The sequence below is a fragment of the Spongiimicrobium sp. 3-5 genome (assembly GCF_046557915.1).
Classification (GTDB): Bacteria; Bacteroidota; Bacteroidia; order Flavobacteriales; family Flavobacteriaceae; genus JBHEBG01.
In genome coordinates this window covers 993,125-1,006,062 of sequence record NZ_JBHEBG010000001.1, presented here as the reverse complement: position 1 = coordinate 1,006,062, position 12,938 = coordinate 993,125, and the positions used below count along the sequence as shown (strand labels likewise).

General features: G+C 40.3%; 12 protein-coding genes. 8 read left to right on the top strand and 4 right to left on the bottom strand.

Going from position 1 to position 12,938, the window contains the following annotated elements:
- Nucleotides 1–22: 22 nt before the first annotated feature.
- On the top strand, nucleotides 23–1,354 hold the full coding sequence (locus ACEQ81_RS04530) for a TlpA family protein disulfide reductase (RefSeq protein WP_411029658.1): 1,332 nt from the start codon (nucleotides 23–25) through the stop codon (nucleotides 1,352–1,354).
- On the opposite strand, the gene ACEQ81_RS04525 is transcribed toward ACEQ81_RS04530, so the two are convergent.
- Both ACEQ81_RS04525 and ACEQ81_RS04520 read right to left on the bottom strand, forming a co-directional pair.
- Nucleotides 1,351–2,010 (bottom strand): aspartate kinase, encoded by a 660-nt coding sequence (locus tag ACEQ81_RS04525; protein ID WP_411029657.1) that lies wholly within the window; start codon nucleotides 2,008–2,010, stop codon nucleotides 1,351–1,353. The two genes, ACEQ81_RS04530 and ACEQ81_RS04525, sit on opposite strands and share 4 nt — an antisense overlap.
- Nucleotides 2,011–2,066: 56 nt before the next feature.
- Entirely contained in the window at nucleotides 2,067–2,426 is a 360-nt protein-coding gene (locus ACEQ81_RS04520) for a YraN family protein (RefSeq protein WP_411029656.1), read from the bottom strand.
- Nucleotides 2,427–2,617: 191 nt separating this feature from the next.
- Here ACEQ81_RS04520 and ACEQ81_RS04515 point away from each other — a divergent pair, with 191 nt between their 5' ends.
- The 6 genes from ACEQ81_RS04515 to ACEQ81_RS04490 all read left to right on the top strand — a co-directional run bounded on the left by ACEQ81_RS04515 (nucleotide 2,618) and on the right by ACEQ81_RS04490 (nucleotide 10,390).
- On the top strand, nucleotides 2,618–4,126 hold the full coding sequence (locus ACEQ81_RS04515; RefSeq protein ID WP_411029655.1) for a DUF1800 family protein: 1,509 nt from the start codon (nucleotides 2,618–2,620) through the stop codon (nucleotides 4,124–4,126).
- Nucleotides 4,127–4,137: 11 nt separating this feature from the next.
- Entirely contained in the window at nucleotides 4,138–5,823 is a 1,686-nt protein-coding gene (locus tag ACEQ81_RS04510) for a DUF1501 domain-containing protein (RefSeq protein ID WP_411029654.1), read from the top strand.
- Between the two features lie 139 nt (nucleotides 5,824–5,962).
- Nucleotides 5,963–8,041, top strand: a complete 2,079-nt coding sequence (gene metG, locus ACEQ81_RS04505; protein WP_411029653.1) for a methionine--tRNA ligase — start codon at nucleotides 5,963–5,965, stop codon at nucleotides 8,039–8,041.
- Between the two features lie 3 nt (nucleotides 8,042–8,044).
- Nucleotides 8,045–8,947: a histone deacetylase gene (locus ACEQ81_RS04500; protein WP_411029652.1), complete on the top strand. Its 903-nt coding sequence runs from the start codon at nucleotides 8,045–8,047 to the stop codon at nucleotides 8,945–8,947.
- A gap of 3 nt (nucleotides 8,948–8,950) precedes the next feature.
- Nucleotides 8,951–9,796: a phosphatase PAP2 family protein gene (locus ACEQ81_RS04495; protein WP_411029651.1), complete on the top strand. Its 846-nt coding sequence runs from the start codon at nucleotides 8,951–8,953 to the stop codon at nucleotides 9,794–9,796.
- A gap of 75 nt (nucleotides 9,797–9,871) precedes the next feature.
- On the top strand, nucleotides 9,872–10,390 hold the full coding sequence (locus ACEQ81_RS04490) for a ferritin (RefSeq protein WP_411029650.1): 519 nt from the start codon (nucleotides 9,872–9,874) through the stop codon (nucleotides 10,388–10,390).
- A gap of 273 nt (nucleotides 10,391–10,663) precedes the next feature.
- Here the strand turns inward: ACEQ81_RS04490 and ACEQ81_RS04485 are convergent, their stop codons facing one another.
- Nucleotides 10,664–11,113, bottom strand: coding sequence for a hypothetical protein (locus ACEQ81_RS04485; protein WP_411029649.1), 450 nt, complete (start codon nucleotides 11,111–11,113; stop codon nucleotides 10,664–10,666).
- 130 nt (nucleotides 11,114–11,243) lie between these two features.
- Nucleotides 11,244–11,576, bottom strand: a complete 333-nt coding sequence (locus ACEQ81_RS04480) for a single-stranded DNA-binding protein (protein ID WP_411029648.1) — start codon at nucleotides 11,574–11,576, stop codon at nucleotides 11,244–11,246.
- Between the two features lie 325 nt (nucleotides 11,577–11,901).
- On the opposite strand from ACEQ81_RS04480, the gene ACEQ81_RS04475 reads away from it, so the two are divergent.
- Nucleotides 11,902–12,723, top strand: a complete 822-nt coding sequence (locus tag ACEQ81_RS04475) for a hypothetical protein (RefSeq protein ID WP_411029647.1) — start codon at nucleotides 11,902–11,904, stop codon at nucleotides 12,721–12,723.
- Nucleotides 12,724–12,938: the final 215 nt, after the last annotated feature.

Here is a 12,938-nt window from a genome sequence, read left to right as displayed (position 1 = left end):
CGGTTTTTGAATTGATAATGGTATGACAAAGTACAGAATGATAACAGGGGTGATGGTTTTCTTATTTACCCTTTCGCTACAAGCACAACAGACTATAAAAGGAACTTTTTCACCAGCAGGGGACTATACCTGGTTAATTGCATACAGACTAACTCCTGGCTCCCAAACTTACGTAGCGGACACAGCTATAAAAAAAGGCGAGTTTACGATGCAACTACCAGAAAACGCCTTGCCGGGGACGTACAGATTGGTGTATGCCGTGCCGCAAGATGAATTTTATTTTGACATTCTTTATAACGGCAAGGAGGACACCACATTTACATTTAGTGAACAAGCTGGACTAACCTTTTTAGCTTCGGAAGAAAACACCACCCTCAAAGATTATTTTTGGGAAGTACAAGATGCGGAAAGGAAAGTGGTCAACTTTTATCGGGCCAGAAAAAACAAAGAAGAAGAATTTTTGTTGTTGGTAAATAATCTGGGTGATATTCAAAGTAGCTATGAGGAAAAATCACTAGGACTGCTTTGCCATCATTTTATTAAAGCCAACAAAACATATTTGCCCAAAAATTTGGGAGCCATAGAAACTTATGTGAAACAGCGCAAAGAACATTATTTCGACAATTTGGATTTTCAGGACCCTGTGCTCTTGGCCTCCGGTTTTCTAAATGAAAAAGTAGCCAATTATGTATTTACCGCACTTCCGCTAGGACAATTATCGAAGACAGCGCAGGAAAGGGAAATGCAAAATAATATTGACGAAGTGGCAAACCAACTACAGGGCGTTGATGAGAAATACATCCTTGATCTGTACTACAAATTGTGGCAACAAAGTACTGCCAACGGTTATAACTCCACCGCAGATTTGCTATACCATTCACATTTAAAGGACTTGGCAAGCAAGATGGACAATACAGCATTGATCGATCAGATAACATTGCATAACAGAACCCGCAGAGGGTCGCGGGCCCCAGAAGTGGTTTGGGAAAATACCGGTAAAACCAAAAAGTTAAGCGAGCTAAAAGGGGCAGAATACTACGTTCTGGTTTTTTGGAGCAGTACGTGCTCCCACTGCCTTAACGAGCTACCAAAACTTCAACAGGGCTTGGCGGACAATAATAGATCCAAGGTCTTGGCAATTGCTTTGGAAGACGATGAGGTGACATGGAAATTGGAAAAAGAGAGACTCTCCGGTTTTGAACATGCCCTTGCGTTGGGCAAATGGGACAGTGAGTATGCCAAATTGTACGGAATTCAACAAACACCTACCTACTTTATCTTGGATAAGGATAAGGAAATATTAGGCAAACCCAGCAGCTATGATGAGGTGCTTTCTTTTTTGGAAGGGCACTAGAGCATTTTTAGATCCTTAATGGTCTTAAATGCAATATCTACCTGTTCATCATTGACCAATATGGTAAATTCATTGGTTGTAGAAATAACCTCATAAAGTACAATGCCTTCCCAAGCCAAACGTTGAAATATAAAATAATATATTCCAGGGACCGAGACATTTTCCGCAGGTAATTTTACGGTGATAGACGACAGGTTTTCCGCTTTTTGGGTGCATTTTTCCCCTCTAAAAAGTTCCTCAACAATACTGTCCAAACTATTGCTGATCACTATGTTTATTTCATTTACGCCACGCGATGATGTATAGAACACATCTTGGTTGGCATTTATTTCCTCCAAAAGTTTGGCTTGCTCGCCCAAGATGGAGTCGGAAGCCAAAAAAGTATAATCGGTTAGCGAAGAACGTACCGTTATCTCCCCAATATTTTTGAGGACTTTTATAATTTTATGGGTAGCCCTAAACTCCAAATCATCCGACAGCCGTTTTAAGGACATAACAATAGCACCATTTCTGATGTCTTTTCCAAGTTCTTCCTCAATTTCGGGTCTAACGATCCTAGATAAAGATGTTAGGTTAATAATGCCCTGCGCCAGGGCACTTTGCAAAAAAGGTTTCTTTTTAATGTATTGTTCTACAACAGAGGATATTGTTTTCATTGTACAAAGGGCTTGTTGAAGCAAAAATAACAAATTGTTACAAATAAAACAAATTTTTAGAAATGATAAAAAGCATTTTTTAAGTGCTCAATTTCAAATCCATTTTTATTTTTAAGGACGGTAATTATATCAAAGCGTACTTCCACGTCCAGATCCTGATTTATTACATAATGATCCGCTGCCGTAAGTAATAATTTAATTTTTTTTTCGGTTACGGTATCGGCTACATTTTCAAAATAGTCGGAGCTTCTGGATTTCACCTCAATTATGGCTAAAATTTCTTCTTTTTGAGCTATAATATCGATTTCCGCTTTCAGATATCTGTAGTTTCGATATTTAATCTTATACCCTTGTTTTACAAGATATTCGGCCGCTAAATCCTCCCCTTTTCTTCCAAATTCGTTGTGTTTTCCCATGAATATTCAGCAAATATTTAAAAAAACCTGCAGTTCATCGAATAAATTAACATTTCATCGTCTGAATCAAACACAACATCGTAAATTGGCCGTAACGAATGTGAAAATACATGGTCTTCCATACTATACCACGTATTCGAGCGTTTTAATGTAGCCCCCAAAGCTATGAACTTATTAATGCCCCAAAAACTATGGAATTTTTCATTAATTGCAATACCTCTACCCTAGCGCCATATACCGTTCCGTTAGATGCGGAGAAAGCGGCGCATTTGTATAGGAGGTTAGGTTTCAGTGCATCTGTGCAGACCATTAATGCTGCTATCGGCCAAACGGCCGACGCCTTGGTGGATACCTTGATCAATGAAGCTTTAACTTTACCCGTGCTTCCTGCCCCCGCTTGGGCAGATTGGACAGCAGCCAACTACCCTGCGGACGAAGATGCCGCAAGACAGTTGAGAAATGACCAGCTCGAGGAATGGAAAATAAGCTATACCAATGCTTTGTTAAACAACAACCTACGAGAAAGGCTTAGCTTTTTCTGGAGTAATCATTTAGTAACTGAAACAGATGTCTATAACTGTAATTCATTCCTTTATTACTATACGGATTGCCTTCAGCGAAACGCCATAGGCAATTTTAAGACCTTTATCAGTGAAATGGGACTTACCAACGCCATGCTCTTTTATTTGGATGGCGCTTATAATAATGGTAGCAACCCCAATGAAAACTACGCCCGTGAGCTCTATGAGCTTTTTACCTTGGGCGAAGGTAACAACTATACCGAAGAAGATATCATTGAGACCGCCAAGGCGCTATCTGGTTATGTAAATAGAGGTGATGTAGATTGTACCCCCGTAACTTTTGACGCTACCGCATTTGATGCAGGTCCAAAAACCATATTAGGTAGGACCGGCAACTGGGGTTATGACGATGTCATTGATATTTTGTTTGAAGAACGCCCGTATGAAATAGGCGGGTTTATATGCAAGAAACTATATGAGTTTTTTGTGCACCCCGATTCTACGGATGATGCGGGCAACGCCCAAGTGATCATTCAACAATTGGCAAATACTTTTGTTGCCAATAATTTTGAAATTGCCCCTGTATTGAGCCAGTTGTTCAAGAGTCAACACTTTTTTGACGATGAGGCCATAGGAGTAATTATTAAGAGCCCGTTCGATTTTTATTTGAACGTAGTAAAAGAAACAAACTTTGCTTACGACGATAGCTTCGTTGTAAACGCCATAGATGCCAGTAGACTATTGAGTCAGAATCTTTTTGACCCCGTAGACGTGGCCGGTTGGCAAAGAGACAGAAGTTGGATAAACACCAACTTTATTATAGGTAGGTGGCTTTCTATCGAAATTATATTGGAAGGTTTTTATCAAAACAACCAGGAACAGTTCAGGACTTTCGCCATGGATGCGGTAGGTCCGGCCAATAGCGGTACAAGTAATCCGGATATAGTTACCCGGGCTATTGTGAACAAACTACTTCCAAAAGGAATTTTGGACGATGAATATGGCAATGCACTTTCTGCCTTTGCAGAGGTAGAAGGAGTTGTACAGGAGTACTACAGCCCCGATTATATTCCGGGAGGACAATCTTTATGGATGCTAGATATGAGTGCGGAAGTACCATTACAAGTATACCTTCTGATACAGCATATTGCCAGACAACCTGAGTTTCAACTAAAATAAAACCTACTATTATGTGTAACAATCATCATATCCCCAATAATCACAATAACGACGATCACGATCAGGAGCATAAATATTGGAGCAGACGTTCCTTCTTACAGGCTTTGGGAATCGCGGGTTCTGGCTCAATGATGCTGGGCAGTAATATGCTTACCGCATCTGCCCCGTCTCCGTTGACCGCTGCAATTGCAGGTGCCGAAACCGATAATATTCTGATCTTAATACGCCTATCGGGCGGTAACGACGGTCTCAGTACCGTTATTCCAATGGAACAATACGACGCCTACAGAAATGCCAGGCCAAATATTTACATTCCAGAAAGTAAAGTGTTAAAACTTACCGATGAATACGGTGTACCTTCCTATATGTCCCCAGTAGAACCCATGTGGGGCGAAGGGCAGTTTAAGGCAGTGCACGGTGTTGGTTATGAAGGCCAAAGTTTATCCCATTTTACAGGATCTGATATTTTTGCAAATACAGACTTAACAACTACCGCCGAAAGAGGCTTGGACACGGGTTGGATGGGTAGACACTTTGAGCAGTGTTTCCCGGATTATCTGTTAAGTCCGCCCCCAGCGCCGGCGGCAATTCAAATAGGAAGCTTTGGAAGTTTGGTCTTTCAAGGAGAAGAGACCAATTATGCCTTTGTCACCAATAATGTTGACCAATTACAGCAAATAGCCGAAGATGGTGTGGTATATGGTTTGGACGACGCCCTTTTCAATGGATGTATGTATGGCGACCAACTAAAGTTCTTAAGAGGTGTGGCCAATACAACCTACGAATATGCCGGTAAGATACATCAGGCATATGTAAACGGACAGAACCAAGTAGAGTATCAGGAAAATGGTTTTGCCAGACAATTGGCCCTTTTGGCCAGATTGATAAAAGGTAACTTGGGAACCAAGGTTTATATGATATCCATGGGAGGTTTTGATACCCACGGTAATCAACCATTGGCCCATGAACGTCTTATGACCAATTTATCCGTTGCCGTAAATAATTTCTATGAGGATTTGGCCTTTACCGATCAGGATGAAAAAGTGTTGAGCATGACTTTTTCTGAATTTGGTAGACGAATCTTCGAAAATGGTTCCAACGGTACCGACCACGGTAAGGCGGCCCCTACCCTTTTCTTTGGGTCTGGTCTAAATGGAAGCGCTTTTGTAGGCGATCATCCATCGTTGGATAGCCCCAATGGAAGAGGAAATTTGGAATATACAATGGACTTTAGAGACCTTTATGCCACAGTAATGGCAGAATGGTTATGTGTCCCTATCCCATTAGTAGAACAACATTTACTTAATCATACTTATGCCCCCGTAAACCTAGGGTTTAACTGTAGCGGTGTAGATTTCCCAGATATCGTTTATAGCGATGGGGAGCCTACATTGCCTACACCAGGAGATCCGGAAGCAAATCCGGAGTTGTTAGAGGCTATAGTTCATAAGCCTTTTTATCCTACCAAGGAAACACCACATATTTACTTGGAAATGCCATTTAGCGCTCATGTAGATATTCAATTGTTCAATATCCTTGGGCAAAATCTGGGTACCGTATTTAATGAAATGATGCTAGAAGGTTCCACGGAAATCAATATTAGGGAACGTATGTCTACCCAATTATCGACGGGGAAATATATATACCGAATTCAAGTTCAAGATCAAAAAATGAGCAAATCGGTAATGGTTGCTTAATTTATACCCCACTATGCAACTTAACCTTCGGAAGTATTGATTTTTTCAATACACCGAAGGTTTTTTCTTTTTAATGTTTTGGTATACCCCTGTTTAGAGAACGGCAAAATCTGTATTTTTGTGGCCAAATGTAATTTTGATGTCTCAAAATCTAGATAACCCAGCGCGATATACCATAACGGCAGCCCTACCTTATACCAACGGACCCATTCATATTGGGCATTTGGCCGGTGTTTATGTGCCTGCTGATATCTATGTGCGTTATTTGCGCCTTACCAAAAAAGATGTTGCCTTTGTGTGTGGCAGTGATGAACATGGTGTGGCCATTTCCATGAAAGCCAAAAAAGAAGGGGTCTCCCCACAACAGGTTATAGACAAGTACCACACGATTATAAAAAAATCATTTGTTGATTTTGGGATTTCCTTTGATAACTACTCGCGTACTTCTGCACCGATACATCATAAAACCGCTTCGGATATTTTTAAAAAATTATATGATCAGGGCAATTTCATAGAAGAGACTACAGGCCAGCTTTACGATGAGGAAGCAAAACAATTTCTTGCCGATCGGTATGTAGTGGGTACTTGCCCAAATTGCGGCAATGAGGAAGCGTATGGAGATCAATGTGAAAATTGTGGAAGTTCATTAAATGCTACGGACCTTATCAATCCTAAATCTACAATTACCGGTGGGGTTCCTACGCTCAAAGAAACCACACACTGGTTTTTACCTTTAAACCATTATGAAGAATTCCTAACAGAATGGATCTTGGTGGGTCACAAGAAAGATTGGAAAGCCAATGTTTATGGGCAATGTAAATCTTGGATCGATGACGGACTAAAACCTAGGGCGGTAACCCGCGATTTGGATTGGGGAATTCCCGTACCGGTACCGGGGGGTGAAGGAAAAGTTTTGTATGTATGGTTCGATGCCCCAATAGGTTACATTTCATCAACAAAAGAATGGGCAGAACGGGAAGGTAAGGACTGGGAGCCCTACTGGAAAGACAAGGACACCAAATTGGTTCACTTCATCGGCAAGGACAATATTGTTTTTCATTGTATCATCTTTCCCAGCATACTAAAAGCACATGGCGATTATATAATCCCAGAAAACGTGCCGGCCAATGAGTTCCTAAATTTAGAAGGTAACAAACTCTCTACCTCAAAAAACTGGGCCGTTTGGCTTCATGAATATTTGGAGGAATTTCCCGATATGCAAGATGTACTGCGCTATACACTTACCGCAAACGCTCCGGAAACCAAGGATAACGATTTTACGTGGAAAGATTTTCAAGCTCGCAACAATAACGAACTCGTGGCCATTTTTGGGAATTTTGTAAACCGTGTTGCCGTACTCACCAATAAATATTACAACGGCATTGTTCCCAAACCAGGGGATTTCAATGATGTTGACAAGCAAACCCTAGGGGCACTTAAAAAATTTCCGGATAGTGTTTCAGCTTCCATAGATCGATATCGTTTTAGGGAAGCCGGTCAGGAACTGATGAACCTGGCTCGCCTGGGCAACAAATACCTTGCGGACGAAGAACCTTGGAAGATCATTAAAGAGGATGAAGATAGGGTAAGGACCATTATGTACGTAGCCCTTCAGATTACGGCGGCGCTAACGGTATTGGGCGAACCTTTTTTACCATTTACTTCAAAAAAATTAAGACATATCCTGGCCATCTCTTCAGAGGCTAAGCAGATGAGTTGGGAAACCGTTAGCAACCAAACAGAATTGTTGCAAGCCGGACATCAAATAGGAAAGGCCGAACTGCTTTTTAGAAAAATTGAGGACAACGAAATAACCGCCCAGTTGGCAAAGCTGGAGGCGACCAAAAAAGCCAACGAAACTATGAACCAAGAAGTTGCAGCACAGAAGGAGACCATTACTTTTGAGGATTTTTCCAAACTGGACATGCGTGTCGGTACTATTGTAGCCGCCGAAAAAATGCCAAAGGCCAAGAAATTACTAGTACTGAAAGTAGATACTGGCTTGGATACAAGGACTATTGTATCTGGTATTGCGGAGAACTTTACCCCAGAAGAAATTGTGGGCAAGAAAGTTACGGTCTTGATCAATTTAGCGCCAAGGGCGTTAAGAGGTGTAGAAAGTGAAGGCATGATCCTTATGACGGAAAATGACAACGGTAAATTGGTGTTTGTAAACCCCGATGAAGAAGGTGTCAATAACGGAGAGATCATTAGCTGATACATGCTCAAAATAGCTTACCACCCTATCTACAACCATCCACTGCCGGAAGGACATCGGTTTCCGATGATAAAATATGAACTTTTGCCACAACAGTTGATGCATGAAGGCACCTGTACCGAAGATAACTTCTTTGAACCCGAAATACCCAACGATAAATATATTGTTGCGGTCCATGAACCCGAATATTTCTACGACCTCCTCAACATAAAAATTCCTCCCAAGGAAGCACGTAAAATAGGCTTTCCCCTAACGGAAGACCTTGTAGAACGAGAGCGAATCATTGCGGATGGCACCATGAAAGGCTGTCATTTTGCTTTGGAAACCGGCATAGCCATGAATATTGCCGGGGGTACCCACCATGCCTATACAGGCCGTGGGGAAGCTTTTTGCATGCTCAACGATCAGGCCATTGGTGCCAGATATCTTCAGGCCCAAGGATTGGCAAAAAAAATCCTCATCCTGGATTTAGACGTGCATCAAGGAAACGGAACTGCTCAGATTTTTAAAGAAGACCCCTCGGTTTTTACCTTTTCTATGCACGGCGCCAACAATTATCCCTTTAAAAAAGAAAAGTCGGACTTGGATATCGCCCTAAAAAAAGGTACCGGTAATACGGAATACCTAACTATATTGGAGGAAACTCTGCCCACGCTTTTAGAACGCCATCGCCCAGATTTTATCTTTTACCTATGTGGTGTAGATATTATTGAAAGCGATAAACTAGGCACCCTTTCGCTTACAATAGCAGGTTGTATGCAACGAGACCTATTTGTTCTGGAAACTTGCAAAAAACTACAAATCCCCGTACAATGCAGTATGGGAGGAGGATATTCCCCGGATATTAAAACCATTGTAGAAGCCCATGCCAACACCTTTAGATTAGCCCAAAAATTGTATTTTTAACCTATGACCAACAAATTAATATTCCATAAGGCCATTATTTCCTTATGCCTTACACTCTGCTTTAACTCCTTAAGAGCTCAAGAAAACCTATCCCCAACAACCTGGCAACTGTTCAAATATGACATAGGCAACGTTTTTGGAGGTGTGGGTTATTCCTATTCCAGACCCTTACATTGGCAGGGAAAAGATTGGGGAATCTTTGGTGCCACTATGGGGGGCACAGGGTTACTGTATATTTTTGACGAGGAAACTTCCGAATTTGCCAGAAACCAACGTGGGGGTATTCCCAAGTTCATCAAAACCTATGGTACCAACTTTGGCAGTCCGCAGTACAACTATATGTTTACAGGAGGTGTATACCTTACCGGACTCTTTGGAAAAAATGAAAAACTTAGGCGAACAGGGGTATTATTAATATCATCTGCCACTTCTGCCGGTTTGCTACAGCAACTTACCAAATCCCTGATCGGAAGGGCGCGCCCTGTAAGTGGCAAAACCAAGGATACTTTTGATCCGTTCAATGCTAGCAGGGATTTCCATTCCTTTCCTTCGGGGCATACCATGCTGGCCTTTACCAATGCCTACGCTATTGCAAAGCAGTTTAAAAATCCCTGGGTAAAAGCGGGTATCTACACCGTTGGCCTAGTGCCGGGCGTTTCTAGACTATGGGATGGGGAACACTGGCTTACCGATGTGGCCCTAGGGGTTGCCATCAGTATCTTTACCGTAGAATCCATAGATCGGTATCTGGACAAAAAGTATAGCGAAAAGTATAATGCGCAAGACAAAAAAATAAGTTGGGACCTCCGCTTTGCCCCTGGGCAAATGGGGATAGTCGCCCGTTTTTAATTCTAGACTTTACCTATTGCCATCGTACATTCTTAGCGGGTAAATGCTTAAATTTATAATCTTAAAAAGAACACTATGTTATCTAAGAAACTAGAAAAAGCACTCAACAATCAGATCTGTATAGAGGCAGAATCTTCTCAAGTATATCTTTCTATGGCCTCTTGGGCAGAAATTAAAGGTCTGGAAGGCATTGCGGGTTTTATGTATATGCATTCTGATGAAGAACGCCAACACATGTTAAAGTTGGTAAAATATGTGAACGAACGTGGCGGACATGCCCTAATCTCGGAGTTAAAGGCCCCCAAGACCGATTTTGGCAACTTTCAAAGCATGTTCCAAGAGCTATATGACCATGAAATTTTTGTGTCTAAAAGTATCAATGAACTGGTGCATGTAACCTTGGAAGAAAAGGACTATGCCACCCATAACTTCTTGCAGTGGTACGTAGCCGAACAAATAGAGGAAGAGGCCTTGGCACGCACGATATTGGATAAAATAAACCTTATAGGGAATGATAAGGGCGGACTTTATTTATTTGATCGCGATGTAATGCAGATTACGGCCGATAGTGCGGCAACAGATCCAAATGTATAAGTTTTAACATTTAATCTTATTTAGATTTAATAAAAACAACTATTTTTGACCCACTAACAAAATTCCTGTGGGCAAAAAGAAGACTGCATTAAAGAAAGAAAACAAAAAGCTTAAAAAAGCCCTTGCCCAACAACGTAAGGCCATTCTAAAAGAAATGGTTCCACAAGGTTGTAAGACCAAATGTTGCAAAAAATACGAGAAAAATGAGAGCAAACGGTGTAAGCGTTGTCCTTGTTTTGACCTCTTGCAGAAAGTAGCCTAGCAATTTTTCTATTAGAAGTGTTTTTTACCCACTACAGAAACCTCGGCCGAACCTGTTAGTTCCGTATCGGTTAAGGATGTTACATAGGTGGTGCGTGGTGTGCCATACTTTACGTAAAAAGCGGCCATCTGAAAATAGTAGGTACTATGACTGCCATGTTTATTACATTCTTGTTTGTGTTGCAAATAGGCATCCCGTTTACCTTCTAAATAGGTGGCATACCCACTATAACTCTGTTTTTTAATCGCTTTTTCAAAATTCTTTTGATCCACCCAATAGTCCATCTCATCGGAGGCATTCAGATGGCGCATGGAATGCTCCAAGGCGGCATCGGATTTGGCCAATTCCGTAAAATAGGTAAAGGAATCACCGTGTTCTGCCTTACCCTGTGCCTGTAGTACAAAGGGCAAGCAACCAAGGGCAATAACGAGCAACCTAGCGGTATGTATCTTCCTTTCCATTTTTTAGAACTATCTTCTCTTTAATAAGACCCATTATCCTATAAAAGGTTGCTTTAAGTTATATAAATGAAATCTTACAACAAAAGAAAGGGGGCAAAACGCCCCCTTTATCGATAATCCGTGTTTTAAATTATTTCCCCAAGAGCAACAATTCATTGCACTTTATTTCGGTAATGTACCGTTTTTCGCCCTCTTTGGTCTCGTAAGATCGGTTGGTAAGTTTGCCTTCTAGGGCTACCTCCCTGCCTTTAGTAAGGTAGCTTTCCACAATTTCTGCCGTTTTGCCCCAGACTACCACATTGTGCCATTGGGTATCGGTTACCTTCTCCCCTTTTGCATTTTTGTAGGTTTCGTTGGTGGCCACGGAAAACTTGGCCAATTTACCACCGTTTTCCAAATCAATGATTTCCGGATCGTTACCCAGGTTTCCAATCAACTGTACTTTGTTTCTAAGTGCGTTCATAATTACAATATTTAAGGTTAAACAGTTAATACTATCGGAAGTCCGTATTCCGACAGGGCAAACATAGAGACAGATGAACGTTTAACTCGGTTGGGAAGCGCTTATTTTCGTTTGTAAACGTTTGTAGTCGGATAATAAACTCGAAAAACGTAGTAAGAAAAATCAACAAAAAGCTGTAATTTGTAAGCAGTTGCGGTAAGGAAGCCCATTGGGAAGTTGGCACCTATTATACTAAGTAATTAAATTAACCACATAAGCAGGATATAGTTAATAACTATATTCCATTGTTGTAGCACATTTGAACAAGTTTAAAACACCATAACATTTGAAGAATAAATTCGAATTTTGGATTGATACTTATAAAAAACTTAGATTATCTGGAATTAATAGAATCACAATCATTTTAATTCTCGGAGGACTCGGTCTGATTGGGACTCCCTTATGGGAAATAATAGCAGAAGTATTTTTAGAAAGAGAATTAGATTTCTTTTTGCCAAATAAGTATGAACCAATAATTGGAATTGCTTTAATTCTAATAGCACTATTGTATCATTATTTTTTTCACCTAAAACTAGGTGAACCAAATAAAGCCAAAAACGCTGAAAAACAATTAGATGATTTACAGCAAGAAATCAAAAAGCAAAATTCAGGTGATGGATATATAAAATATGATGTAGCACCTGTTCAAGGAGGTAAATTTCAATTAATAATTACTAGTAAGTCCAATTACCCAATATACAATGTCGAAACTGCAATCTTTAGTCAAGATGTTCTAGATAAATGTCCTAAAAGCATTGTTAATGGTAATGAGAGTATTATGAATAGTTGTTGGAAATCTGCAGTGATTTTTGCCCTTCAATTAGACATTGTTCCTAAATTATTGACTAATGAATCAGGATATAAGTTTGACATTTACACACAATTTGTACATCTAATGATACAAACTCATACGAGACATAATACTATTATCCAATATTCAACAATAAGATTTAATCCTACTAAAAAAACGGTAATCGGTCATTTCTTTAAGATTTTTGAATATAATAATGGCGAATATCTTTTACTTGAAGATGATGGCTCTACATCCGAAACACATTTTGAAAATACATTCCAATACAAAAAGCCATATAAGGTGAATTATGATTAGTTTACCAGAATTACATAATACTCAAAAACGTGCTACAACAACGTGTATAAAACATCGCTAATAAGTGCTAAATCAAAAGGTTAGCGCTTACAGCAAAGACCGCCAAATTTTTAATTTGGCTTTTGATAATGAGAAATTAAAAACAAAATATAAAAATTCAGCTCTGTGTTAATCCGAAAAGTTAGTGCCTTTTTCACGCTACGTTTCATACACAG